Source organism: Bradyrhizobium sp. ERR14, from assembly GCF_014198235.1.
In the GTDB taxonomy this organism is placed as follows: domain Bacteria; phylum Pseudomonadota; class Alphaproteobacteria; order Rhizobiales; family Xanthobacteraceae; genus Bradyrhizobium.
On the sequence record NZ_JACIHD010000004.1, the window covers coordinates 249,617 to 272,029 of the forward strand.

27 protein-coding genes and 1 pseudogene are annotated in these 22,413 nt (G+C 65.1%); 22 read left to right on the forward strand and 6 right to left on the reverse strand.

The window, feature by feature from the left end:
• Positions 1 to 167: 167 nt before the first annotated feature.
• The 11 genes and pseudogenes from GGD62_RS14415 to adhP all read left to right on the forward strand — a co-directional run bounded on the left by GGD62_RS14415 (position 168) and on the right by adhP (position 9,333).
• Positions 168 to 614, forward strand: a complete 447-nt coding sequence (locus tag GGD62_RS14415) for a carbon monoxide dehydrogenase subunit G (protein WP_092259130.1) — start codon at positions 168 to 170, stop codon at positions 612 to 614.
• 134 nt (positions 615 to 748) lie between these two features.
• Entirely contained in the window at positions 749 to 1,234 is a 486-nt protein-coding gene (locus tag GGD62_RS14420) for a (2Fe-2S)-binding protein (RefSeq protein WP_026201687.1), read from the forward strand.
• A gap of 27 nt (positions 1,235 to 1,261) precedes the next feature.
• Positions 1,262 to 2,068 (forward strand): xanthine dehydrogenase family protein subunit M, encoded by an 807-nt coding sequence (locus GGD62_RS14425; RefSeq protein WP_018316528.1) that lies wholly within the window; start codon positions 1,262 to 1,264, stop codon positions 2,066 to 2,068.
• Between the two features lie 60 nt (positions 2,069 to 2,128).
• Positions 2,129 to 3,052: a MoxR family ATPase gene (locus GGD62_RS14430; RefSeq protein ID WP_183708876.1), complete on the forward strand. Its 924-nt coding sequence runs from the start codon at positions 2,129 to 2,131 to the stop codon at positions 3,050 to 3,052.
• 147 nt (positions 3,053 to 3,199) lie between these two features.
• Positions 3,200 to 4,402, forward strand: coding sequence for a VWA domain-containing protein (locus tag GGD62_RS14435; RefSeq protein ID WP_179734212.1), 1,203 nt, complete (start codon positions 3,200 to 3,202; stop codon positions 4,400 to 4,402).
• 10 nt (positions 4,403 to 4,412) lie between these two features.
• Complete coding sequence (locus tag GGD62_RS14440; protein WP_007602422.1) at positions 4,413 to 4,736, forward strand: XdhC family protein; 324 nt, start codon at positions 4,413 to 4,415, stop codon at positions 4,734 to 4,736.
• Positions 4,737 to 4,738: 2 nt separating this feature from the next.
• Positions 4,739 to 5,440 carry an XdhC family protein gene (locus GGD62_RS14445; RefSeq protein WP_183708877.1) on the forward strand — a complete coding sequence of 234 codons (702 nt, stop codon included), beginning with the start codon at positions 4,739 to 4,741 and terminating at the stop codon, positions 5,438 to 5,440.
• On the forward strand, positions 5,437 to 7,041 hold the full coding sequence (locus GGD62_RS14450) for an NTP transferase domain-containing protein (protein ID WP_183708878.1): 1,605 nt from the start codon (positions 5,437 to 5,439) through the stop codon (positions 7,039 to 7,041). Before GGD62_RS14445 ends, GGD62_RS14450 begins: the two co-directional genes overlap by 4 nt.
• Positions 7,042 to 7,289: 248 nt before the next feature.
• Complete coding sequence (locus GGD62_RS14455) at positions 7,290 to 7,679, forward strand: DUF4189 domain-containing protein (RefSeq protein WP_018316523.1); 390 nt, start codon at positions 7,290 to 7,292, stop codon at positions 7,677 to 7,679.
• An 82-nt stretch (positions 7,680 to 7,761) separates the two neighbouring features.
• Positions 7,762 to 8,172 (forward strand): DUF2000 family protein, encoded by a 411-nt coding sequence (locus GGD62_RS14460; RefSeq protein WP_183708879.1) that lies wholly within the window; start codon positions 7,762 to 7,764, stop codon positions 8,170 to 8,172.
• Positions 8,173 to 8,308: 136 nt separating this feature from the next.
• Positions 8,309 to 9,333: pseudogene (gene adhP / locus GGD62_RS14465) on the forward strand (alcohol dehydrogenase AdhP).
• A 4-nt stretch (positions 9,334 to 9,337) separates the two neighbouring features.
• Here the strand turns inward: adhP and GGD62_RS14470 are convergent.
• From GGD62_RS14470 to GGD62_RS14480, 3 genes are read right to left on the reverse strand one after another with little or no spacing between them, the layout of a single operon-like run.
• On the reverse strand, positions 9,338 to 9,751 hold the full coding sequence (locus GGD62_RS14470; RefSeq protein ID WP_183708880.1) for a GFA family protein: 414 nt from the start codon (positions 9,749 to 9,751) through the stop codon (positions 9,338 to 9,340).
• Positions 9,752 to 9,763: 12 nt separating this feature from the next.
• Positions 9,764 to 10,237 carry an SRPBCC domain-containing protein gene (locus GGD62_RS14475; protein ID WP_018316519.1) on the reverse strand — a complete coding sequence of 158 codons (474 nt, stop codon included), beginning with the start codon at positions 10,235 to 10,237 and terminating at the stop codon, positions 9,764 to 9,766.
• Positions 10,234 to 10,569: a helix-turn-helix transcriptional regulator gene (locus GGD62_RS14480; protein WP_092259151.1), complete on the reverse strand. Its 336-nt coding sequence runs from the start codon at positions 10,567 to 10,569 to the stop codon at positions 10,234 to 10,236. The genes GGD62_RS14475 and GGD62_RS14480 overlap by 4 nt, the downstream gene beginning before the upstream one ends.
• 98 nt (positions 10,570 to 10,667) lie before the next feature.
• Here GGD62_RS14480 and GGD62_RS14485 point away from each other — a divergent pair, with 98 nt between their 5' ends.
• From GGD62_RS14485 to GGD62_RS14515, 7 genes are all read left to right on the forward strand, one after another.
• A complete protein-coding gene (locus tag GGD62_RS14485; RefSeq protein ID WP_018316517.1) occupies positions 10,668 to 11,351 on the forward strand; it encodes a TetR/AcrR family transcriptional regulator in 684 nt (227 codons plus the stop codon).
• On the forward strand, positions 11,348 to 12,136 hold the full coding sequence (locus tag GGD62_RS14490; RefSeq protein WP_179734218.1) for an HlyD family secretion protein: 789 nt from the start codon (positions 11,348 to 11,350) through the stop codon (positions 12,134 to 12,136). The genes GGD62_RS14485 and GGD62_RS14490 overlap by 4 nt, the downstream gene beginning before the upstream one ends.
• On the forward strand, positions 12,133 to 13,065 hold the full coding sequence (locus GGD62_RS14495; RefSeq protein WP_183708881.1) for an ABC transporter ATP-binding protein: 933 nt from the start codon (positions 12,133 to 12,135) through the stop codon (positions 13,063 to 13,065). Before GGD62_RS14490 ends, GGD62_RS14495 begins: the two co-directional genes overlap by 4 nt.
• Positions 13,062 to 14,225 carry an ABC transporter permease gene (locus GGD62_RS14500; protein WP_018316514.1) on the forward strand — a complete coding sequence of 388 codons (1,164 nt, stop codon included), beginning with the start codon at positions 13,062 to 13,064 and terminating at the stop codon, positions 14,223 to 14,225. The genes GGD62_RS14495 and GGD62_RS14500 overlap by 4 nt, the downstream gene beginning before the upstream one ends.
• Before the next feature lie 30 nt (positions 14,226 to 14,255).
• On the forward strand, positions 14,256 to 15,563 hold the full coding sequence (locus tag GGD62_RS14505; RefSeq protein ID WP_018316513.1) for an adenylate/guanylate cyclase domain-containing protein: 1,308 nt from the start codon (positions 14,256 to 14,258) through the stop codon (positions 15,561 to 15,563).
• Positions 15,564 to 15,708: 145 nt separating this feature from the next.
• The gene (locus GGD62_RS14510; RefSeq protein WP_183708882.1) at positions 15,709 to 15,924 is read left to right on the forward strand and encodes a hypothetical protein; all 216 of its coding nucleotides are present in this window, start codon (positions 15,709 to 15,711) and stop codon (positions 15,922 to 15,924) included.
• Positions 15,925 to 16,122: 198 nt separating this feature from the next.
• Complete coding sequence (locus GGD62_RS14515) at positions 16,123 to 17,037, forward strand: PhzF family phenazine biosynthesis protein (protein ID WP_183708883.1); 915 nt, start codon at positions 16,123 to 16,125, stop codon at positions 17,035 to 17,037.
• A gap of 208 nt (positions 17,038 to 17,245) precedes the next feature.
• Here GGD62_RS14515 and GGD62_RS14520 read toward each other — a convergent pair whose 3' ends face one another.
• The 3 genes from GGD62_RS14520 to GGD62_RS41530 are packed head-to-tail and all read right to left on the reverse strand — an operon-like array spanning position 17,246 to position 18,707.
• Positions 17,246 to 17,707, reverse strand: coding sequence for a DUF488 family protein (locus tag GGD62_RS14520; protein WP_179734224.1), 462 nt, complete (start codon positions 17,705 to 17,707; stop codon positions 17,246 to 17,248).
• Between the two features lie 8 nt (positions 17,708 to 17,715).
• On the reverse strand, positions 17,716 to 18,552 hold the full coding sequence (locus GGD62_RS14525) for a DUF72 domain-containing protein (protein ID WP_179734226.1): 837 nt from the start codon (positions 18,550 to 18,552) through the stop codon (positions 17,716 to 17,718).
• A gap of 23 nt (positions 18,553 to 18,575) precedes the next feature.
• Positions 18,576 to 18,707, reverse strand: a complete 132-nt coding sequence (locus GGD62_RS41530; protein WP_256375077.1) for a hypothetical protein — start codon at positions 18,705 to 18,707, stop codon at positions 18,576 to 18,578.
• On the opposite strand from GGD62_RS41530, the gene GGD62_RS14530 reads away from it, so the two are divergent.
• The 4 genes from GGD62_RS14530 (at position 18,655) to GGD62_RS14545 (ending at position 22,292) form a co-directional block, all read left to right on the forward strand.
• Positions 18,655 to 19,035 carry a hypothetical protein gene (locus tag GGD62_RS14530; protein WP_018316508.1) on the forward strand — a complete coding sequence of 127 codons (381 nt, stop codon included), beginning with the start codon at positions 18,655 to 18,657 and terminating at the stop codon, positions 19,033 to 19,035. The genes GGD62_RS41530 and GGD62_RS14530 overlap by 53 nt on opposite strands.
• A gap of 138 nt (positions 19,036 to 19,173) precedes the next feature.
• The gene (locus tag GGD62_RS14535) at positions 19,174 to 19,377 is read left to right on the forward strand and encodes a hypothetical protein (RefSeq protein WP_092259169.1); all 204 of its coding nucleotides are present in this window, start codon (positions 19,174 to 19,176) and stop codon (positions 19,375 to 19,377) included.
• 272 nt (positions 19,378 to 19,649) lie between these two features.
• On the forward strand, positions 19,650 to 20,783 hold the full coding sequence (locus tag GGD62_RS14540; protein ID WP_092259170.1) for a glycosyltransferase family 2 protein: 1,134 nt from the start codon (positions 19,650 to 19,652) through the stop codon (positions 20,781 to 20,783).
• A 6-nt stretch (positions 20,784 to 20,789) separates the two neighbouring features.
• Positions 20,790 to 22,292, forward strand: coding sequence for a glycosyltransferase family 39 protein (locus GGD62_RS14545; protein WP_179734229.1), 1,503 nt, complete (start codon positions 20,790 to 20,792; stop codon positions 22,290 to 22,292).
• Positions 22,293 to 22,413: the final 121 nt, after the last annotated feature.

The window sequence follows — 22,413 nt, forward strand, 5'->3', positions numbered from 1 at the left end:
GCGCGACCTAATCATCATGGCCCGGCTGTGCCAATCCCCAAGCGCCCGCACACGCCTTTTTGCAGTTGCGAATATGCATTGCACGTGACCGGGCGCCGCCCTTTCCTTTGCCGCGTCCCTGCGTTACTTGATCAGCACAATAGTTACGCGATCCGGGAGGCACCCTCATGGCCATGACGATGAACGGCGAAGTCCAGCTTGCGGCGTCCCGTGAGGCCGTGTGGGCCAAGCTCAACGATCCCGAGGTGCTGAAGGCCTGCATCCCGGGCTGCGAGGAGCTCGAGAGGACCGAGGACGGCGGCTTTCGCGCTACGGCGAAAATGAAGGTCGGCCCGGTGTCGGCACGCTTCAAGGGCAAGGTCACACTCTCCGATCTCGACCCGCCGAACGGCTACAAGATCTCGGGCGAGGGCGAGGGCGGGGTCGCCGGCTTCGCCAAGGGTGGCGCGGTGGTCAAGCTGGCGGAGAAGGACGGCGGCACGCTGCTGTCCTACGATGTCGAGGCGCAGATCGGCGGCAAGTTGGCGCAGCTCGGCCAGCGCCTCATCAACGGCGCCGCCAAGAAACTCGCCGACGAATTTTTCGCGAACTTCGCCAAGGCGGTACAGGGCTGAAGGTCATCGCCTTCGGCATGGCACCTTGCGTCCCGGGCGATGTTGCCCCGGGGCATAATGGCCCATATGATGGGTTGGAATAATTATAAGAACCGCTTCGACGGGACCCGTCGGGGCGCTGATAGAGAGTGCTTATGGCAAAAATCTCCCTCATCGTGAACGGCAATCCAGTCACCGCCAACGTCGATCCCCGCACCCTCCTGGTGCAGTTTCTGCGCGAGAATCTGCGCCTGACCGGCACCCATGTCGGCTGCGACACCTCGCAGTGCGGCGCCTGCGTCGTGCATGTCGACGGCAAGGCCGTGAAATCCTGCACCACGCTTGCGGTGATGGCCGACGGCCACGAGGTCAAGACGATCGAGGGGCTGGCCGCAGACGGCGCGCCGCTGCATCCGATGCAGGAGGCCTTCCGCGAGCACCATGGCCTGCAATGCGGCTTCTGCACGCCGGGCATGATCATGACCGCGATCGACATCGTGCACCGCAAGGGCAACGAGCTCGACGACCATACGATCCGGGAAGAACTAGAAGGCAATCTCTGCCGCTGCACCGGCTACCAGAACATCGTCGCCTCGATCTCCGCCGGCGCCAAGGCGATGGCGAAATCCGACCTCGCGTAACGCGCATCCCGCGATCAGGACATTCAGATGTACGAATTCAAATACCATCGCCCCGGGACCGTTCGGCAGGCCGCCAACCTCCTGGTGAAGAACGAAGACGCCAAGGTGATCGCCGGCGGCCACACGCTGATTCCCGTCATGAAGCAGCGCCTCGCCAGCCCCCCGCATCTGGTCGACCTCTCCCATATCGAGGGGCTCAATACGATCGAGATGAAGGGCCGCTCGCTGGTGATCGGCGCCACCGCCAAGCACGCCGAGGTCGCGACCTCCGCGGTCGTCGGCGAGGCGATCCCGGCGCTCGCGAATCTTGCCGGCGGAATCGGCGATCCCGCCGTACGTCACAAGGGCACGATCGGCGGCTCGCTCGCCAACAACGACCCGACCGCGGACTATCCGGCCGCCGTGCTCGCGCTGGGCGCGACCATCGTTACCAACAAGCGGCGCCTCAAGGCCGAAGAGTATTTCCAGGGCCTGTTCTCGACCGCGCTGGAAGCCGACGAGATCATCACCAAGGTGATGTTCCCGCTGCCGAAGAAGGCGGCCTACATCAAGTTCCGCAACCAGGCCTCGCGCTATGCGCTGGTCGGTGTGTTCGTGGCACGGCGTCCGTCCGACGTGCGGGTTGCCGTCACCGGCGCCGGCTCCGAAGGCGTGTTCCGCGTCACTGCGTTCGAGGAAGCCCTCAAGAAGCGCTTCGCCGCGAAGGCGCTTGACGGCATCGAGGTGCCGGCCGAGGGCCTCAACAGCGATATCCACGGCAGCGCCGAATACCGCGCGCACCTCATCGGCGTGCTGACGCGGCGCGCCCTCGATGCCGCCAATGCCAAGGAGTGAGTGAACCTCACGCCTCGGCCAAACTTGTCCCGGTGAGGGCGTAGCGAGACTGGCTTTTTCATGACTTCAGCGGCCAATACTCCCGGGGCCTTGCCGGCATCGGTCGATGCGATGCTCGAACTCCTGACGTCGCGCGGCTATCTCGCGGAGCGGTCGCTGGCGACGGTGACGTATCTCTCGCTGCGAATGGGCCGGCCGCTGTTCCTGGAAGGCGAGGCCGGCGTCGGCAAGACCGAGATCGCCAAGGTCTTGTCCGCAGCGCTCGGCCGGAAGCTGATCCGCCTGCAGTGCTACGAAGGCCTCGACGTCTCCTCCGCGGTCTACGAGTGGAACAGCGCCGCGCAAATGATCGCGATCCGGATGGCGGAAGCCGCTGGCGACACCGATCGCGACCAGCTCTCGAGCGACATCTTCGCCGACCGCTACATGATCAAGCGGCCGCTGCTCCAGGCGCTGGAGCCCGACGTTGCGGGACCACCGGTGCTGCTGATCGACGAGCTCGATCGCGCCGACGAGGCGTTCGAGGCGTACCTGCTCGAAATCCTCAGCGACTTCCAGGTGACGATCCCCGAATTCGGCACCGTCAAGGCGCCCGCCGCGCCGATCGTCATCATCACCTCCAACCGCACTCGCGAGATCCACGACGCGCTGAAGCGACGCTGTCTCTATCACTGGGTCGATTATCCCGCGGCCGAGCGCGAGCTCGCGATCGTCAAGTCGCGCGTGCCCGGCATCTCCGCAAAGCTGTCGCAGCAGGTCGTGCGCTTCGTGCAGGCTTTGCGCAACCAGGACTTCTACAAGTCGCCGGGCGTCGCCGAGACCATCGACTGGGCCACCGCGCTGTCGGAGTTAGATGCCCGCTCGCTGACCCCGCAAGTGGTCGGCGACACGCTGGGCGCGCTGCTCAAGTACCAGGACGACATTACCCGGATGCAGGGCGACACCCTGCAGAAGGTGCTGAAGGAAGCAACGAGCGAGAATTGACGCGCGTCATTTGAGTTCGTCATTCCGAGGCGCGCGTCAGCGCGAACTCCGGTGCGCAATTGCGCACCTGAGAATCTCGCGCTGCAATCTCTGGATTCCGGGTTCGTCGCTGCGCGACGCCCCGGAATGACGGAGCGAGGATAGACCATGGCCATCAACCACCTGGCGCCCGAGCAGACCGAGCAATTCGCCGACAACATCGTCGGCTTCGCCCGCGCGCTGCGCTCTGCGGGCATGCCGGTCGGGCCGGGCGCCGTCATCGACGCCATGAGCGCGCTCCAGGTGATCGACATCGGCAACCGCGCCGACGTCTTCACCACGCTGGAGGCGATCTTCGTCAAGCGTCATGAGCACGCGCTGATCTTCAAGCAGGCCTTCAACCTGTTCTTCCGCGCCTCGGAAGAGTGGAAGCACATGCTGGATTCGGTGCCGCTGCCGGACGAGGCCAAGAAGAAGCCGCAGGCGGGCTCCCGCCGCGTGCAGGAGGCGATGTCGCAGCCGCGCATGACCGAGACGCCGCAGCACCAGGAGCAGGATCTGCGCCTGTCGGTGTCCGACAGGGAGATCCTTCAGAAGAAGGATTTTGCGCAGATGAGCGCCGCCGAGATCAGCGAGGCGCTGCGTGCGGTCGAGCGGATGCATCTGCCGCAGGCCGAGCTTCTGACGCGCCGGCAGCGGCCTGATGCGCGCGGGCTTCGCCTTGACCTCCGCCGCACGCTGCGCGCCTCCTTGCGCACCGGCGGCGACATCATCGACATCCATCGCCTCGGGCGGATCGAGAAGCCGGCGCCGATCGTGGCGCTGCTCGATATCTCGGGCTCGATGAACGAGTACACCCGCCTGTTCCTGCATTTCCTCCATGCCATCGGCGATGCGCGCAAGCGCGTCTCGGTGTTCCTGTTCGGTACCCGGCTGACCAACGTCACCCGCGCGCTGCGCCAGCGCGATCCCGACGAGGCGCTGGCGAGCTGCTCGGCCTCGGTCGAGGACTGGGCCGGCGGCACGCGGATCTCGGCCTCGCTGCACAACTTCAACAAATTGTGGGCGCGGCGCGTGTTGAGCCAGGGCGCCATCGTGCTCCTGATCTCCGACGGGCTGGAGCGGGAGGCGGATTCCAGGCTCGCCTTCGAGATGGACCGGCTGCACCGCTCGTGCCGGCGCCTGATCTGGCTCAACCCGCTGCTGCGGTTCGGCGGCTTCGAGGCCAAGGCCCAGGGCATCAAAATGATGCTCCCGCACGTTGACGAATTCCGCCCGGTACATAATTTGAGTTCGATCCAGGAGCTGATCACGACGCTCTCCCGGCCGCTGCCGCCGCATCACCGCAGCCTGATCCGCTCCGCAGCTTGAGAGGCACCCCATGCTCGATCGCGACGAGGATATTCTTAAGGCGGCGGAGGACTGGCAAAAGGCGGGCCGTGGCGTCGCGCTCGCCACCGTGGTGGAGACCTGGGGCTCGGCGCCGCGCCCGGCGGGCTCCAGCCTCGTCATCAACGACGAGGGTACATTCCTGGGCTCGGTCTCCGGCGGCTGCGTCGAGGGCGCCGTGGTCACCGAGGCCATGGACGTGATCCAGAGCGGCAAGCCGAGGATGCTGGAGTTCGGCGTCGCGGATGAGACCGCCTGGAACGTCGGGCTGTCGTGCGGCGGTACCATTCGCGTCTTCGTCGAGAAGGTCGGTTAGCCGTGAAGCTCGAGATCCTGCACGAACTCAATGCCGAGCGGGCCGCGCGCCGGCCGGTGATCCTGGTGACCGACACCGAGAGCGGCGAGCAGCGCCTGGTGAAGGCGAAGGATTTTGCAAGAGATCCGTTACGCGCCGAACTCGACAAGCAACTCCGCATGGGCAAGAGCGCCAATGTCGAGGCCGGCGGCAAAAAGCTGTTCCTCAACGTCTACGCCCCGACAGCAAAACTCGTCATCGTCGGCGCGGTCCATATCAGCCAGGCCTTGGCGCCGCTGGCGCGCTCGCTCGGCTACGACGTGACCGTCGTGGATCCGCGAACGGCGTTCGCCAGCCCCGAGCGCTTTCCCGACGTTCCGCTGGTGGCCGAATGGCCGGACACGGCTCTGCCGCCGCTCAATGTCGATGCCTACACCGCCTTCGTCGCGGTGACGCACGATCCCAAGATCGACGACCCGGCGCTGCTGCACGCCTTCGAGCGCGGCTGCTTCTATATCGGCGCGCTCGGTTCGCGGAAGACGCACGCCAAGCGCGGCGACCGGCTGCGGGCGCAGGGCGCCAAGGAAAGCGACATCGCGCGCATTCACGCGCCCATTGGCCTTGCGATCGGTGCGGTTTCCCCGTCCGAGATCGCGGTGTCGATCATGGCGGAGATCACCGCGGTACTCCGCCTGCCTCCTAAGGAAAAAGAAGAAGCGGCATGAAGTTCGGCCCGGCGAGCCCTGAGGATGCCATCGGCGGGGTGACCGTCCACACCCTGCGCCAGGGATCGTTGGTGCTGAAGAAGGGCACGACGATCGGGCCTGCCGAGGTCGAGCAGCTCACGCGGGCCGGCATCAAGGACATCGTCGTGGTGCGCATGGAGGCGGGCGACGTCTCCGAGGACATTGCGGCCGCCGGCATCGCGCTGGCCGTTGGCGGCGAGGGCATTCATGTCGAGCGCGCCTTCACCGGCCGCGCCAATCTGTTCGCCGCACGTCCGGGTGTGCTGGTGATCGACCGCGCCGCGGTCGACCGCATCAACAACATCGACGAGGCCATCACCTTTGCGACGCTCACCGCCTACAAGCCGGTGGTCGAGGGCGAGATGGTCGGCACCGTCAAGATCATCCCGTTCGGCGTCGAAGGAAGTTTGCGCGATGCCGCGGTGAAGGCCGCAGGCAAGGACGTGCTGAAGATCGCGCCTTACGTGATCCAGCGCGTCGGCGTGGTCTCGACGCTGCTGCCGGGCTTGTCATCCAAGGTGATCGACAAGACGCTGCGCGTCACGGCCGAACGGTTGGCACCCGCCGGTGCCAGCATCATCGCCGAGCGGCGGGTCCAGCACGACGAAGCTGCCCTGTCAGCCGCGATCAAGGAGTTGCTCGGCCTCGGTGCCGAGCTCGTCATCGTGTTCGGGGCCTCCGCGATCGCCGATCGCCGCGACGTGATTCCGGCGGCGGTCACCAGGATCGGCGGCGAGATCGAGCATTTCGGCATGCCGGTCGATCCCGGCAATCTCTTGCTGATCGCGCGGGCCGGCGACGTTCCGGTGCTGGGCGCACCGGGCTGTGCGCGCTCGCCGGTCGAGAACGGTTTTGATTGGGTCTTGATGCGGCTTCTCGCCGGCATCAAGGTGACGCGGTCCGAACTCATGGGCATGGGCGTCGGCGGCCTGCTGATGGAGATCGTGACGCGGCCGCAGCCACGCGCACAGCCCGAGACCGAGGGCAATAGCCAGGTCGCCGCCATCGTGCTCGCTGCGGGCCGTTCGACCCGGATGGGCGGGCCGAACAAGCTGCTCGCCGAGCTCGACGGCAAGAAGCTGGTGCGGCTCGCGACCGAGCAGGCGCTGGCCTCGAAGGCCTCCGAGGTGATCGTCGTCACCGGGCATCAGGCCGAACTGGTCGAGCAGGCACTGCAAGGCCTGAAGGTGAAATTCGTGCGTAATCCGGACTTCGCAGGCGGCATCGCCAGCTCGGTCAAGGCCGGCATCGCGGCCGTGCCGGAAAGCTGTGATGGCGCCGTGGTGTGTCTGGGCGACATGCCGCTGATCGATGCCGGCCTGATCGACCGTCTCATCGACGGCTTCGCGCCCGACCGTGGCAATCTCATCGTCGTGCCCGTCAGCGAGGGCCGCCGCGGCAATCCCGTGCTGTGGTCGCGCCGCTTCTTCAAGGAGCTGATGACGCTCGACGGCGACGTCGGCGCGCGCCACCTGATCGCCAAGCACACGGAGGCGGTTGCGGAGGTGCCGGTGGACGGCGAGAGCGCCTTCCTGGACATCGACACGCCGCAGGCGCTGGAAGCTGCGCGAGGCGGATAACGGTGCCGCAAACGACGGTGCCGTAGGGTGGGCAAAGGCGCGGAGCGCCGTGCCCACGGTCTCTTCGTTACGATCGACAATTGGTGGGCACGCTTCCGCCTTCGCTCTTCGAGCTACGGCGGACAAGTCGCTTTGCCCACCCTACGGCACTTCCCCAAGCCTCTTCCGAGTTCAACCACCCGTTCACCATCTGGAAACGACCGGCGCTTAGAGTTGCCTCCACCTGCCTTGGGGGGAGGGGATTTTCCATGGCTTCGAACGTCGTCGCGCGCCGTTGCGCGATGTTTTGCTTTGTCTTGTCAGTTGCCGTCACGGGCGCCCGCTATGTCACCGAAGCGCATGCCGCCGGTGCGATTGCAGTCGGCAAATGCGGCGCTTATGGCCAGGCCTTTGATTACGGCCACGAGCACGAGGCGCGTGCCGCGGCGCAGAAGCAGTGCAAGGGCGATTGCACGACGGTGACGATGAAGCGCGCCTGCGCCGCGATGTCGGTCGATATGACCAACCCTTGCGGCGCTTATGGCTACGCCGTCAAGCCGAAGATTTCGGCCTCGCTCAACGCCGCCACGCGCGAATGCTACAAATACGGCGGCAAGGAATGCGTGATCCGCGCCTGGGCCTGCGATGCCAAGGGTTGATTTCGTCGAGCGCTGATTCCTCTTGCTGTCATTCCGGGGCGATGCGTAGCATCGAGCCCGGAATGACAATCGAAGGAACCACATGCAATTCGACACCAAGATCGCGGTCGTGATCCGCACCGATCTTCAGGCCTGGCAGAAGCTCAACGTTGCGTCCTTCCTCACCAGCGGCATCGCTGGGGCCTTTCCCGAATGCATCGGCGAAGCCTATGAGGACGCCTCGGGCACGAAATATCATGCGCTGATCGGTCAGCCGATCCTGATCTATGGCGCCGATGGTCCGGCGTTGTCGCGCGCGCTGGACCGTGCGCTCGCGCGCAACGTCAAGCCGGCGGTCTATACCGAGGACATGTTCAGCACCACGCACGATGCCGCCAACCGTGAGGCGGTGAGGGTGGTTGCGCGCAACGATCTCAATCTCGTCGGCATCGCCATGCGCGCCGAGCGCAAGGTGATCGACAAGATCCTCGACGGCCTCAAGTTCCATAGCTGACACGCCGCATCCGCGCGGCGTCATCGTGGTGTCATAATGGGGCCGGCCCTGCGCAAACTTTGTGCTGTTTGACCCCCGTCAAAGGAGCACCGGACGGCATCGCTATTCTGCTTCGCAAAGCGCAGAGGAGCAGCAGATGCCGACCATGAAGGCCGCAATCGTCAAGCAATTCGGCAAGCCACTGGTGATCGAGGATGTGCCGGTGCCGCAGCCCGGTCCCGGCGAGATTCTGGTCAAGGTGAAGGCCTGCGGCGTCTGTCACACCGATCTGCATGCAGCCTCCGGCGACTGGCCGGTGAAGCCGGTTCCTCCGTTCATTCCCGGCCACGAGGCTGCCGGCACCGTCGCTGCACTCGGGCCCGGCGTGAAGAATTTGAAAGTGGGGGATGCCGTCGGCGTCGCCTGGCTGCACGATGCCTGCAGTCCTGCGAATATTGCGAGACCGGCTGGGAAACCCTGTGCGAGCACCAGCACAATACCGGCTACAGCGTCAACGGCGGCTTTGCCGAATATGTCATCGCCTCGGCTGCCTTTGCAGCAAAGCTGCCGGCGACGGTCGATTTTGCCGCCATCGCGCCGATCCTGTGCGCGGGCGTCACCACCTACAAGGGATTGAAGGAGACGGAGGCGAGGCCCGGCGAATGGGTGGTGATCTCAGGCGTTGGCGGACTCGGCCATGTCGCGATCCAGTACGCCAAGGCGATGGGGCTCAAGGTCGTCGCCGTCGACATCGCCGAGGACAAGCTGGAGCTGGCGCGCGAAACCGGTGCCGATCTCGCAGTCAACGCGCTCGCGAGCGGCGCCCTGGATCAGGTCTTGGCGGCGACCGGCGGCGGGGCTCACGGCGTGCTGGTGACGGCGGTCTCGACCGCCGCGTTCGCTCAGGCGCTGAAGATGGTGCGCCGGAAGGGCACCGTCAGCCTCGTCGGCCTGCCGCCGGGCGAATTCCCGACGCCGATCTTCGACGTCGTCCTCAAGCGCATCACGGTGCGCGGCTCCATCGTCGGCACGCGGCGCGATCTCGACGAAGCCGTCGCATTCGCTGCGGACGGCAAGGTGAAGGCCGAAGTGACGAAGGTGCCCCTGGCGCAAATCAACGACGTCTTCGAGCGGATGAAGGCCGGCAAGATCGACGGCCGCATGGTGCTGGATTTCGGCTAGCGTCTCATCCAGGCGGCATGCCCTCGAACTTGACCAGGCTGGGATCGAGGCGATCCCAGTCATGGCCGCGCGCGGCGAAAGTGACCGCCTGCGGCTTGTAGCGGGCAGGCTCGTCGAGGCTCGTAGCTCGGATTGTGAAGACGTCGGGCTGTGCCGCGAAGGTCATGTACACAGGCACGCCGCATTGCGTGCAGAAACCGCGCGTCTTCACATTGCCGCTGTCGGCGACCATGTCCCAATGCTTCGCCTCGCCGGTTAGCGTCACGCCGGCTCGCGCGAACGTCGCGTATGAGCCATGCGCACTGCCGCTTTCGCGCTGGCAGTCCCGGCACTGGCAGTGATTGCTGAACAGGGGCTCGCCGCCAATCGAATAGCGGATCGCGCCGCAGGCGCAGCCGCCGGTGTAGGGCTTGTCCATAGCGATGCTTCCTTACTTGTCTTCGCCGGAGATGGCATCGAGCCGCTGCAGCACCTTGACCCAGCCGTCGCTCATGTTGCGATAAGCGGTGTCGTTCGTCGGCGTCACGAAGCCCGAATGCACCACGCGCACGCGCGTCCCGGCTTCGACCGGCGTGAGGGACCAGGTGACGACGGTGTCGAGCGCCGAGCCGTAACCGGTGTTACCCTCGTCGCCACCCTTCCAGGCAAAGGCGAAGCGTTGGTTCGGCACGACCTCCAGAACGCGGCAACGGATCGTGCCATCCCACGCGCCGGCCGGGTTGGTCTTGAACGTGAAGGTGTTGCCTTCGACGGCCTCGAAACCGGTCGGTGGCATCAGCCAGCGCGCAATCAACTGTGCGCTGGTCAGCGCCTTCCAGATCGTTGCGACGGCGTGAGGGAAGACCTCGTCGATGACGATGTCTTTGGTCTGGTGTTGGGCTTGAGCTTTGGAAGCAGCACTCACGGATCGATCTCCTTCAAGAGGTCACGCAGGTTCTGGAAGCGCTCGCGCCAGAACACGCCGTAATGGTCCATCCAGGTGACCAGCGGTTCGAGCCCTTGCGGTGCGGCGCGGTAATAGACGTTGCGGCCCTCGGCGCGCTCGGCGACGAGTCCGGCCTGCTTCAGGGACTTCAGGTGCTGCGAGATCGCGCCCTGGGTCACGCCGCTGCCGCGCGTCAGTTCGGCGACGCTGATCTCCTTGCTCTCGAACACGCGCTCGAACACCGCTCGGCGCGTCGGGTCGGCGAGGGCACGCATCACGGTGGTGACGGGGTTTGGAGCAGTTTCGATCATGACATTCAATTAGCCGAGGCTAATTCATTAGTCAATGCTAATTCTTCTGCTTGTATCGCGGTATTGACTGTGACTGACTGGTCAGTCATATATATCTGATGATGAAGAAGTCGACCAAGCTCGCCAACAAGTCGGCCCTGAGCGCAGAGCCTGCGTCAGCCCGCGGAGAGGTGCCTGCATCGAATCGCGCTGCGCGCGCGCAGGAGCGGCGCGCGGCGATCGTGGAGGCCGCGATGGAGGAGTTCATCGCCCGCGGTTTCGCCGCAACGCGACTCGACGACATTGCCAAACGCGCCGGCGTCGCCAAGGGCACGATCTACCTGCACTTCAAGGACAAGGAATCAATGTTCGAGGAGCTGGTGCGCATCGTGATCGTGCCTGTCGTGGCTCGGCTGACCGCGCTGCCGCCGCCGACTGGCTCGGTGCGCGACCTCATCGAGGCCTTTGCCAGCAATTTCCTGAAAGAGGTCATCGGCACCAGGCGCGGCGATCTGGTGCGGCTGATCGTGGCGGAGGGGCCGCGCTTTCCGGCCGTCGCCGATTTCTACTACCGTGAGGTTGTCTCGCGCGGGATCGCCGCCATGCGCGCCCTGATCGAGCTCGGCATCGCCCGCGGCGAGATCCGCGAGAAGGACCTCGCGCGCTATCCGCAGATCCTGGTCGCGCCGGCGATGATCGCGGTGATCTGGCAGAGCCTGTTTGCGCGGCACGCGCCGCTCGATGCACAGGACATGCTTCGCGTTCATCTCGATTTGATTTTTGGCGAACGGAGGACGACATGAGGTCGTCGCAAGCAATTTTCAGCATTGCATTGGTGATGGCGCTCGCAGCCTCGCTCGCCGGCTGCCAGGAAAAGCGCGATCCCGGTTTCCAGGGCTGGGTCGAGGCCGACATGATCTTCGTCAGCCCGGATGAAGCGGGACGGGTGACGAAGCTCAATGTCCGCGAGGGCGACGAGGTCAAGGTCGGCGATCACCTCTATTCCGTGGATGACGATCTCCAGCTTGCCGACCTCAACCAGCAGAAGGCGACGCTCGCGAACGCGCAGCAGACCTATGACCGTGCGGCCTCGTTGAACAAGACCGGTTCGGGCACGCAGGCCAATCTCGATTCCGCCGTGTCCGCCTTGCGCGTCGCGGAGGCGCGGGTGGCGACGTCAGAGACGCGGATGGCGCGGCGCAAGGGCTTTGCGCCGGTTGCCGGCACCATCCAGCAGATCTATTTCCGCGAGGGGGAGATGGTGGCGGCGCAGCGCCCGGTGCTGTCGATCATGCCGCCTGGCAACATGAAGCTGCGCTTCTTCGTGCCGGAGACCGCGCTGCCGAAGCTCGCGATCGGCGATACGGTGCGCATCGCTTGCGACAATTGCGCGGCAGATCTCACCGCAAAGATCTACTTCATTGCGACCTCGGCCGAATACACTCCGCCCGTGATCTACAGCCTCGATGAGCGCAACAAGCTGGTCTATTTGATCCAGGCGCGGCCGTCGCGACCCGACGCGCTGCGGGTCGGACAGCCGATCGACGTCTATCTCAATCCAAAGACCCCGGTGGCGGACAAGCGATGAACGGTGGCAACGGCATCGCGATCGACGTCAAGGGCCTGACCAAATCGTTTGGCGGCCGCGAGGTCGTGCACGATCTGTCGATGCAGGTGAAGCGCGGCTCGATTTACGGCTTCCTCGGGCCCAACGGCTCGGGCAAGACCACGACCATCCGTATCCTCTGCGGGCTGCTCACGCCCGATAGCGGCGAGGGCACCTGCCTCGGCTACGACATCCGCCGCGATGCCGAAAAGATCAAGCGCCAGGTTGGCTACATGACCCAGCGCTTCAGCCTTTATCAGGATCTCTCGGTGCGCGAGAATCTCGAATTCGTGGCGCGGCTCTATGGTCTGGCCGATGCGCGCGGCGCCGCGCGCGACATGATCAAGCGGCTCGGGCTCTCGGGACGCGAGGAGCAGCTTGCGGGCGAACTCTCGGGCGGCTGGAAGCAGCGCTTGGCGCTGGGGGCCTGCACGCTGCCCAATCCGCAATTGCTGCTGCTGGACGAGCCCACCGCCGGCGTCGATCCCAAGGCGCGGCGCGACTTCTGGAACGAGATCCACGCGCTGGCCGCCGAGGGCCTCACCGTCCTGGTCTCGACCCACTACATGGACGAGGCCGAGCGCTGTCACGAGATCGCCTACATCGCATACGGCCATCTGCTGACCCACGGCACGGTGGAGGAGGTGATCACTAAATCCGCGCTGACGACTTACACCGTAACGGGCGAGGACCTCAACGGGCTCGCGGCCGAGCTCACCGGCAAGGCCGGGATCGACATGGTGGCGCCGTTCGGCACCTCGCTGCACGTGTCGGGGCGCGACGTCGCCGCGCTCGAAGCCAGCGTCGCGCCATGGCGCGAAAGAGACGGCTTGCACTGGCACAAATCGTCGCCGTCGCTGGAAGACGTGTTCATCGAGCTGATGGGGCGCTCCAAGGACAATTTCCAATGAGCGCCGTCGAACATCCCGCACCACGGCACGAGATCCGCGAGCGCTTCGGCTTCCTTCGGCGCTCCTATGCGATGCTGATCAAGGAGTTCATCCAGCTGAGGCGCGACCGCGTCTCGTTCGCGATGATCGTGATGCTGCCGGTGATGCAGCTGATGCTGTTCGGCTATGCCATCAACACCACGCCGCGCCATCTGCCAAGCGCGGTGCTGCTCCAGGAGGATTCCGATCTCGCCCGCTCGATCCTGAAGGCGCTGGAGAACACCGCCTATTTCCGCTTCCTCTATGAGGTGCACGACGTCGACGATTTCGACAACCTCCTGAAATCCGGCAAGGTGCTGTTCGGTGTCGAGATCCCGCGCGGCTTCGAGCGGGCGGTACGGCGTGGCGACAGGCCGGCGCTGCTGGTCGCGGCCGATGCGACCGATCCGGTGGCGGCGAGCTCGGCGATCGGCTCGCTCGGCATGATCGTGCAGACCGCGCTCAAGCACGATCTCTATATCGGCGATCCCCCGGAGATGCCGTTCGAGATCCGTGCGCATGCCCGCTATAATCCGGCCGCGGCCTCCAGCCTCAACATCGTGCCGGGCCTGGTCGGCACCATCCTCACCATGACCATGCTGATCTTCACCGCGCTGTCGGTCACGCGCGAGGTCGAGCGCGGCACCATGGAGAGCCTGCTGTCGATGCCGATCAAGCCGGTCGAGGTGATGTTCGGCAAGATCGTGCCTTACGTGCTGGTCGGCTTCGTGCAGGCGTTCCTCATCATCGGGATCGGCGTCGGTCTGTTCGGCGTCCCCGTGCTCGGCAATCTGTTCCTGCTGGCGCTGCTCTCGACGCTGTTCATCACCACCAACCTGTCGATCGGCTACACCATCTCGACGGTGGTGCAGAACCAGCTCCAGGCCATGCAGATGTCGATGATGTTCTTCCTGCCAAGCATTCTGCTGTCCGGATTCATGTTTCCCTTCGCGGGGATGCCGACCTGGGCGCAATATCTCGGCGAATGCCTGCCCCTGACGCACTACCTTCGCATCGTCCGCGCCATCATGCTGAAGGGCGCGACCATGCAGAATCTGCATTTCGACGCCCTGGCACTGGCGATCCTGATGGCGCTCGCCATGACCATCGCCGTGACGCGCTTCCGCCGCACGCTGGATTGAGGCACAATGCCCCGGAATCGAGGGGCGGGAATGGTCAGATTTGCGAGCAGGAGGACACGGCAGCACGCCGTGCTATCGGAGGATTTCGAGCGCGAGCTGACACGCGAAGTGCTGCGCACCGAGCTGCTCCGGGTGCGGGCGCTGATCATGACAGGCTGCGTCATGATGGTGCTGCTCACCGCGATCTATTTGATCGACCCCAGTGTGGTGAACCGGGTGTGGCGCGGAACGGAAGGGCTTGTAGAGGTCTACGGCCTGCTCGGCGGCTTCATCCTGTTCGAGGTTTGGGTCCACACCCAGATCAGGAAGAATCTCCGGCTCGACCGCGACCTGCCGGTGATCCGGCGCTATATCGGCACGCTGATCGAGACGTCGCTGCCCACGGTGATCCTGATCCTGCAAACCCGGACCATGGGCGCGAGCCAGGCTCTCGGTTTCGCCGTGCCGCTGATGTACTTCATTTTCGTCATCCTCTCGACCTTGCGGCTCGACTTCTGGCTCTCTGCGTTTACAGGCTTCGTCGCCGCAGCCGGGCTTCTGTCCGTCGCGCTGCTCTACAACGCGGCCGACGAGGCCGGCGAACCCCTGATCTATTTCCACGCTGTGCGCAGCATCGTCATCCTGATTTGTGGCGCGCTGGCGGGCGCGGTCGGCGCTCAGCTGCGCCGCCAGTTCGCCGCGAGCATCGCGGCTGCGACCGCGCGTGACCGGGTGACGAACCTGTTCGGCCAGCACGTCTCTCCACAGGTGGTGGAGCGGCTGATGGCGGCGGGAACCAGCGGTGGCGGGGATCTCCGCCGCGTCGCGGTGATGTTCGTCGATTTCCGCGGCTTCACGGCGGGCGCGCAGTCGCGCACGCCACAGGAGGTGGTCGACCGGCTCGACGGCGCCTTTGCGGTGCTGGTCGACATCCTCGATCGCCACGGCGGCATCGTGAACAAGTTTCTCGGCGATGGCTTTCTCGCGTTGTTCGGCGCGCCGCTGGAAGCCTCCGACGCCGCGCATCGCGCGGTTGCCGCGGGCCGCGAGATGCTGAGTGCGATGGACCACATCAACGCACAGACGAGCTGGCCGCTGCGCATCGGCATCGGCATCCATTTCGGCGAGGTCGTCGCCGGCAATATCGGCTCGCCCCGGCGCAAGGAATACACCGTCATCGGCGACACCGTGAACTTCGCCTCGCGCCTGGAGGCTTTGAACAAGGAGTTCGGCTCGCAGCTCCTGATTTCGGAGACCGTGCGCGAGGCGCTCGGCAACGATGGTGACGATGCTGTTGCGCTCGGCGAGGTCGAAGTGCGCGGCTATGAGCGGAAGGTCGCGGTGTTTCAATTGGGGTAACGGCTCTTCAAGCGCGAGTCGCGTTTGGTTGAAGCGGAGTCGCGCTGCCTTGAACGCGCGTGATGAAATATCCCTGCTAGTTTTCGGGTCTTGCATTGTGGAAGCCGAGACGCCTCGGCATTCACTTCTCACCCGGAGAAAGCCAATGACCCGATTGACCCTTGTTGCCGCCGCCCTGATCGCCGCAGCCGCTACCCAGGCTCAGGCCGCGACGATGCGCCACGCTGCCCCGCCGCGCGCTGCTGTGACTCAGGCGGTGTCCGACTCCTGCGTCAGGGCGCCGGCAGAGGGCGCGTATGCCTCTGCGCCCTACACGCAGCCGCCCTGCCTGCCGAACACGACTTACCCGTACGCCTATTGACGATCGCAACAAACGATGTCGGGTTGGCGAAATTCGCCAGCCCGACTTCGAGAATCGCTGCCGCCGATTAACCTCCAACGCGTCATCGCGATTGCTCCGATTGCTCCGAATTTTGGGGCATGACGAGCGATGTCGCCGGCCTATAGACTTCCGCGCGATGCGGCCCGTTGCGGTCGCGACTTGCATGAGGGATCGAAGATGCAGCGCCGCTACGTCACCGTCGACGTGTTCACCGACCGCGCCTTCGGCGGCAACCAGCTCGCCGTGGTGCTCGATGCCGGCGGGCTCACGACCGCTCAGATGCAGACGATCGCGACCGAGTTCAACTATTCCGAGACCACCTTCGTGCTGCCGCCGCGCGACAAGGCCAACGACGCGGAGGTGCGCATCTTCACGCCGGTGCAGGAGATTGCCTTCGCGGGCCATCCCAATGTCGGCACCGCCTTCGTGCTCGCCTCGATGGCGAAGGAGCCGAAGCCACGTCTGCTGTTCGAGGAGAAAGCCGGGCTCGTACCGGTCGCCATCGTGACAGAGCAGGGCCGGGTGATCAGAACCGAGCTCACCGCGCCGCAGCCGCTGGAGCGGCTCTCGCGGCTGTCAGCCGCCGAAGCCGCGAGCTGCATCTCGCTCGTTGCAGACGACATCAAGACCGACAATCACGAGCCTGAGATCGTCACCGTCGGAAACGCGTTTCTGGTGATGGAGCTGCATTCGCGCGAGGCGCTGAAGCGCGCCCGGCCGGATGCGGCAGCCTACGGCAAGCTCTTACCGCGCGATGGCGCCCGCTCGGTGTGGTTCTATACGCGCGACGTACCCGCGGCGGAGGCGCCTTGCGAGCGCCAGGCGCGAATGTTCATGCGCGGCGCCAGCGGTCTCGTCGAGGACCCCGCCACCGGCAGCGCCACGGTTGCCGCGGCCGCACTGTTCGCTGATCTCGATCCGATGCGCGATGGCGAGCTCAAGCTCACCGTGGGCCAGGGCTTTGACATGGGCCGGCCGAGCATCCTCTCGACGCGCGTGCGCAAGCAGGACGGCAGGATCCTCTCCGCCCATGTCGGCGGCAGCTGTGTGCAGATGATGGAGGGGACGTTCAAGCTGGCGGGGGAGGGCTAGGCGTCATTCCAAGCTCGTGCTGGGTCCCACGGTCGTCCCGAGAGCCTGACCGAAAAGTTTTGAGTCAGGCTCTGAGGTGCGAGCTTTTGCGAGCCTCGAAGGATGCACGGCCGAGGTGCAGCCTCGGGGCACGCCGTCGTCCTCGGAGGGCCGCTGGAGAAGCGGCCACCTCAGGATGAGCTACGGCTAACACCAGCGCCCACGACGATCAGACCAGCCGCCCCGCCAGATTCGTCACCGCAACCCCATCGCGTTCCTCGATGATCTCCGCGATCATCTGGCGGTGGCAATGGGTGTGGTCGCGCTCGTAGCAGAGCAGGCACACCGGGCCGGCCTTCTTCACCAGCGCCGAGAGCTCGTCCATCGCCTCCCTGGCCTCGGGCGCCTTCAGGTGCTTTGAGAAAATCCTCTCGAGCACATCGTACTGACCGCTGCGTGCGGCGAGGCGGCCCTCCTTCGGCGTGCCGAGCGCGGCGAGGTGGACATAGGCGATGCCGCGCTCGTCGAGACCCGCGGCAAGCTGCTTCTTGGAAAAGCCCGGCCGGCGCGAGGATGTCACCGCGCGCACGTCGACCACGAGCTTGACGCCGGCCTCTACCAGCTCATCCAGCACCGCCTTGGGCGGCGTCTGCTCATAGCCGATGGTGAACAGCTTCCTGGCCTTTGCCATGGCTCACCTCAACTCACCCTTGCGATCAGTTCCATGGCGCCGGCGGGTGCGCGTACCTTGCCCTCGTGGATGACGTAGGCGAACACGTCGCGCGGCTCCTTCTTCGGCTTGGCCTTGTCGACCTTCGGCAGGTCGTCCGGTTCACCGCCCGAAGCCCAGGCCTGAAGGCGCTCGGCCCAGGCATCGAGCTGCTTGGGCGGGTAGCAGGTCTTGATCTCGTCATTGCCCTTCTGCAGCCGGGCATAAACGAAATCACCGGCGACGTCGGCGATGGCTGGATATTTGCCGTGCTCGGCGAACACGACGGGCGTCTCGAACTCGCGGATCAGCGCCACGAAGTCCGGCGCGCAGAAACTGTCGTGTCGGACCTCGACGACGTGGCGCAGCGCGCGTCCCTCGAGCTTGCGCGGCAACAGTTCGAGGAACTTGCCGAAGTCGGCGCCGTCGAATTTCTTCGTCGGCGCGAACTGCCACAACACCGGCCCGAGACGGTCACCGAGTTCCAGCACGCCGGAATCATAGAACCGCTTGATGGAATCGCCGGCTTCCGCCAGCACCCGGCGGTTGGTGGCGAATCGCGGTCCCTTTACTGAGAACACGAAACCGTCGGGCACCTCGCTCGCCCATTTGCGAAAGCTCTCCGGCTTCTGCGAGCCGTAATAGGTGCCGTTGATCTCGATCGAGGTCAGCTTCGAGGCGGCGTAGGACAGCTCCTTCGCCTGCGTCAGCTTCTCCGGATAGAACACGCCGCGCCACGGCTCGAAGGTCCAGCCGCCGATGCCGATGAAGATGTTGCCTGACTTTTTGGACGCAGTTTTTGCTTTGGCCACGGAAGGATCTCGCATCGACGTGAGGGGATGCCGTCATCCTAGTCAAACCAGTTGTGATTGGCCAGTTGCTGCGTCCCGTCTAAGGTCGCGGCAGGATCTGCGAAAAAGGAGAAAAAGATGCGGATGCTGATGGTGGGAGCGGCGCTCGTCATGATGACATCTGCTGCCATGATATCTCCGGTCATGGCGGATGACGACGATGCGAAGGGCGCGCAGAAGCTCGCCATGCAGGGCCGCGACGATTACTGGCATTGCCTGGCGCGGGAATATTCGCGCGATAGCAATCGGGGAATGACGGAACAGGATTTTGGCCGCTCGGTCGCGGGTGCCTGCCCGTCGGAGCGGCAATATTACCGGGTGGCGCTGCTCGACTATCTCACCACGCAATATCCGAACATCGATGCCGGTGCCCATCTCGCGACCGCGAACAGGGCAGTGGAGGCCGCGCAGAAGGACATCGTGACGGCCTTCGTCAAGCAGAGGCCGCCGGTGAAATGAGGGAGTGGCGAATGGCCAATAGCGAATAGGGGAAGAGGCGGCCTTCTCCATTCGCTACTCGCCATTGGCTCCGGGCCCTTCCGGCTCCGCGCGCATCCGTGATATCACGGGGCGTATCTGGAACAGGGGTGGGTTTCCATGGCGTCTGAGTCGGTAGGGGGCATTTTGGGCGTGATCGTCGCCGCGATCGTGCTTGCAGTCGCCGTCGTGTTCGGGCCGATTGGCCAGTACGGCAAGCCGCCCAAACCGGCGAAAGTCGAGCCGGCCCCGGCTGCGGCACCCGCAGCCCCGGCCGCGCCGGCGCCGCGCGGGCCGATCATCCGGGAAGTGCCCAACCAATAAGGCACGAAAATCGTGGTTTTCGGCCCTTGCGAAGCCGTCTTGTCATTCTTATCTACCCCTTAACGGCGCCGTTGAGCGAAAAACTCCGGCGTTGGAACGACCTTGGAATAGCTTAGGCTCGCGCCGGATGTACGCGCGGCCCGCCGTTCCGGGGTCGTTGGCATTTTGGGGCGCCTTTTGGGCCCTTTCCCGGACACCCCCAGCTTCGCAGCATAAGAACCCGGCAGCGCAGAACTTGGCAGCGCAGGACGCGGCGGATATACGCTGCCGTCATGAATGAAGTGATCAGACCGGGCTCCGAAAATCCGCTGCAGGCCCTAGAAGGGCCGGAACTGTCGGTCATCGTCCCGACCTTCAACGAGCGCGACAATGTCACGGTGCTGTACCGGCGGCTGGAGGCGGTGCTCGCCAACGTCGCCTGGGAAGTCGTGTTCGTCGACGACAATTCGCCTGATGGCACCTGGGACGTCGTGCGCGCGCTGGCGCAGCAGGACAGCCGCGTGCGCTGTATCCGCCGCATCGGCCGCCGCGGCCTTTCGGGCGCCTGCATCGAGGGCATCCTGGCGTCCAGCGCGCCCTATGTGGCCGTGATCGACGCCGACCTCCAGCACGACGAGACGCAACTGCCGAAGATGCTTTTGCTGCTCGCAAGCGACGAGGCCGATCTTGTGGTCGGTAGCCGCTACATCGAGGGCTACAAGAGCGAGGGCTTCAACAAGCAGCGCGCCGGCGCCAGCGCGCTGGCGACCGAGTTCGCCAGGAAGATGCTGCGGGTCGAGATTGCCGATCCCATGAGCGGCTTCTTCATGATCCGCCGCGATCGTTTCGAGCAGCTCGCGCCGAAGCTCTCCGTGCACGGCTTCAAGATACTGCTCGACGTCGTCGCGACCGCGCACGGCGGCTTGCGGGCGGTCGAGATTCCCTACACTTTCGGCGCCCGTCAGCACGGCGAGAGCAAGCTCGATTCCATGGTCGCGCTCGATTTCCTCGGCCTCGTGCTGGCCAAGCTGAGCAACGACATCGTCTCGCTGCGCTTCATCCTGTTCGCGATGGTCGGCGGCATCGGCCTCGTGGTGCATCTCACCACACTGTTCATCGGGCTTCAGCTGTTCAAGGCGCCGTTCGCGGAGGCGCAGGCCGCCGGCGCCATCGTCGCCATGACCAGCAATTTCATCCTCAACAACTTCCTCACTTATCGCGACCAGCGGCTGAGGGGCTTTGCGCTGCTGCGCGGTCTGATCGCCTTCTACATCGTGTGCAGCGTCGGCCTGCTCGCCAATGTCGGCGTCGCCTTCTCGGTCTACGACCAGGAGCCGATCTGGTGGCTGGCCGGCATGGCCGGCGCGCTGATGGGCGTGGTGTGGAACTACGCGATGTCAGGCCTGTTCGTCTGGCGCAAGAAATAACCCACGATGGACGGGGCTGACGCGCGGATCGTCCGCAATACCGTGCTGCTGATTCTCGCGCTGGTGGCCCTGCGGCTCGTCGCGGCCGCGTTCACGCCGATCACCTTCGACGAAGCCTATTACTGGATGTGGTCGATCAACCTCGCCGGGGGCTATTACGACCATCCGCCGATGGTCGCCTATGTCATCCGCGCCGGCACCATGATCGCCGGCGATACCGAGCTCGGCGTCCGCCTCGTCTCGATCCTGCTCGCACTGCCGATGAGCTATGCGGTCTACCGCTCCGCTGCGATCCTGTTCGGCGGCGCGCGCGTGGCGGCGACCAGCGCGGTCCTGCTCAACGTAACCATGATGGCCTCCGTCGGCACGCTGATCGTGACGCCGGATGCGCCGCTTCTGGTCGCATCCAGCTTCGTGCTGTTCTTCCTCGCAAAAGTGCTGGAGACCGGCCGTGGCGTCTGGTGGCTTGCGGTCGGCGCGGCCGTCGGTGCGGCGCTGCTGTCGAAATACACGGCGATGTTCTTTGGCGCCGGGATCCTGATCTGGCTCGCTTGCGTGCCGAAGCTCAGGCGCTGGTTTCTCTCGCCCTGGCCCTATCTCGGTGGTCTCGTTGCGCTGGCGCTGTTCTCGCCGGTGATCCTCTGGAATGCGGACCATCAATGGGTCTCGTTCGCAAAGCAGCTCGGGCGCGCGAAGATCGAGGACTTCCGACCCGTCTTCATCGCCGAGCTGATCCCGACCCAGATCGCGTTCGCAACCCCGCTGGTCTTCATCCTCGGCGCGATGGGTCTGCACGCGCTGACCTGGCGCCGGGCCGGCGCGCTGGCCTCGCGCGTGCTGATCGAGGCGATGTTCTGGACCATCGTCGCCTATTTCGTCTGGCATTCGCTGCACGCCCGCGTCGAGGCCAACTGGTTCGCGCCGGTCTATCCGCCCTTCGTCGTCGCCGCGGCCGCTGCCGCCAACCTCGTGCAATGGAAGCCGCGCCAGCGCCGCCTGGTGGATTTTTGCCTGCGCTGGGCCACGCCTGTCGGCATCGTGATGTTTGCCGCGCTCATCGTGCAAGCCAACACCGGCTGGCTCTCGGGTTATCGCCGCGATGCCACCGTGCGCAGCGTCGGCGTCGGCTGGCGCGAGCTCGCTGCCGAAATCGAAGCCGTGCGCGCGCGCCATGGCGCGACCTGCGTGCTCGCGCAGGACTACGGCACCACGGGCTGGCTGGCCTTTTACTTGCCCCGCGGCACCTGCGTGGTGCAGCAGAACCAGCGCATCCGCTGGGTCAACATGGGCGAGCCAGATCCGAAGTTGCTGGCGGGCAAGCTGCTCTATGTCGACGAGCTGCGCCCGGACGGTCATCCCGTCCTCAACGACCTCTTTGCGAAGGTGACGCAGGTTGCGCAATTGCAGCGCAAGCGCGGCCCGCTCGTGGTCGAGACCTACAGCCTCGATCTGCTGGAGGGCGCCAAGGGCGACGTGCTGGACCGCTCGCCGCCGCCGGAAGCAAGGTAGCTGTCTGTCATCCCCGCGAACGCGGGGATCCATGCCGCGTGATCTATCGATGAGCGCGGGTGCTTGTACCGCGCGAAGACCTGCTCACTACTAGTCTTCGCCAAACTTCTCCCTGGGGTTA

Bases quoted from the DNA above. Each gene is read 5' to 3' on its own strand.
- GGD62_RS14415 (WP_092259130.1), top strand. From the start codon at position 168: ATGGCCATGACGATGAACGGCGAAGTCCAGCTTGCGGCGTCCCGTGAG.
- GGD62_RS14420 (WP_026201687.1), top strand. From the start codon at position 749: ATGGCAAAAATCTCCCTCATCGTGAACGGCAATCCAGTCACCGCCAAC.
- GGD62_RS14425 (WP_018316528.1), top strand. From the start codon at position 1,262: ATGTACGAATTCAAATACCATCGCCCCGGGACCGTTCGGCAGGCCGCC.
- GGD62_RS14430 (WP_183708876.1), top strand. From the start codon at position 2,129: ATGACTTCAGCGGCCAATACTCCCGGGGCCTTGCCGGCATCGGTCGAT.
- GGD62_RS14435 (WP_179734212.1), top strand. From the start codon at position 3,200: ATGGCCATCAACCACCTGGCGCCCGAGCAGACCGAGCAATTCGCCGAC.
- GGD62_RS14440 (WP_007602422.1), top strand. From the start codon at position 4,413: ATGCTCGATCGCGACGAGGATATTCTTAAGGCGGCGGAGGACTGGCAA.
- GGD62_RS14450 (WP_183708878.1), top strand. From the start codon at position 5,437: ATGAAGTTCGGCCCGGCGAGCCCTGAGGATGCCATCGGCGGGGTGACC.
- GGD62_RS14455 (WP_018316523.1), top strand. From the start codon at position 7,290: ATGGCTTCGAACGTCGTCGCGCGCCGTTGCGCGATGTTTTGCTTTGTC.
- GGD62_RS14460 (WP_183708879.1), top strand. From the start codon at position 7,762: ATGCAATTCGACACCAAGATCGCGGTCGTGATCCGCACCGATCTTCAG.
- GGD62_RS14470 (WP_183708880.1), bottom strand. From the start codon at position 9,751: ATGGACAAGCCCTACACCGGCGGCTGCGCCTGCGGCGCGATCCGCTAT.
- GGD62_RS14480 (WP_092259151.1), bottom strand. From the start codon at position 10,569: ATGATCGAAACTGCTCCAAACCCCGTCACCACCGTGATGCGTGCCCTC.
- GGD62_RS14485 (WP_018316517.1), top strand. From the start codon at position 10,668: ATGATGAAGAAGTCGACCAAGCTCGCCAACAAGTCGGCCCTGAGCGCA.
- GGD62_RS14490 (WP_179734218.1), top strand. From the start codon at position 11,348: ATGAGGTCGTCGCAAGCAATTTTCAGCATTGCATTGGTGATGGCGCTC.
- GGD62_RS14495 (WP_183708881.1), top strand. From the start codon at position 12,133: ATGAACGGTGGCAACGGCATCGCGATCGACGTCAAGGGCCTGACCAAA.
- GGD62_RS14500 (WP_018316514.1), top strand. From the start codon at position 13,062: ATGAGCGCCGTCGAACATCCCGCACCACGGCACGAGATCCGCGAGCGC.
- GGD62_RS14505 (WP_018316513.1), top strand. From the start codon at position 14,256: ATGGTCAGATTTGCGAGCAGGAGGACACGGCAGCACGCCGTGCTATCG.
- GGD62_RS14510 (WP_183708882.1), top strand. From the start codon at position 15,709: ATGACCCGATTGACCCTTGTTGCCGCCGCCCTGATCGCCGCAGCCGCT.
- GGD62_RS14515 (WP_183708883.1), top strand. From the start codon at position 16,123: ATGCAGCGCCGCTACGTCACCGTCGACGTGTTCACCGACCGCGCCTTC.
- GGD62_RS14520 (WP_179734224.1), bottom strand. From the start codon at position 17,707: ATGGCAAAGGCCAGGAAGCTGTTCACCATCGGCTATGAGCAGACGCCG.
- GGD62_RS14525 (WP_179734226.1), bottom strand. From the start codon at position 18,552: ATGCGAGATCCTTCCGTGGCCAAAGCAAAAACTGCGTCCAAAAAGTCA.
- GGD62_RS14530 (WP_018316508.1), top strand. From the start codon at position 18,655: ATGCGGATGCTGATGGTGGGAGCGGCGCTCGTCATGATGACATCTGCT.
- GGD62_RS41530 (WP_256375077.1), bottom strand. From the start codon at position 18,707: ATGGCAGCAGATGTCATCATGACGAGCGCCGCTCCCACCATCAGCATC.
- GGD62_RS14535 (WP_092259169.1), top strand. From the start codon at position 19,174: ATGGCGTCTGAGTCGGTAGGGGGCATTTTGGGCGTGATCGTCGCCGCG.
- GGD62_RS14540 (WP_092259170.1), top strand. From the start codon at position 19,650: ATGAATGAAGTGATCAGACCGGGCTCCGAAAATCCGCTGCAGGCCCTA.
- GGD62_RS14545 (WP_179734229.1), top strand. From the start codon at position 20,790: ATGGACGGGGCTGACGCGCGGATCGTCCGCAATACCGTGCTGCTGATT.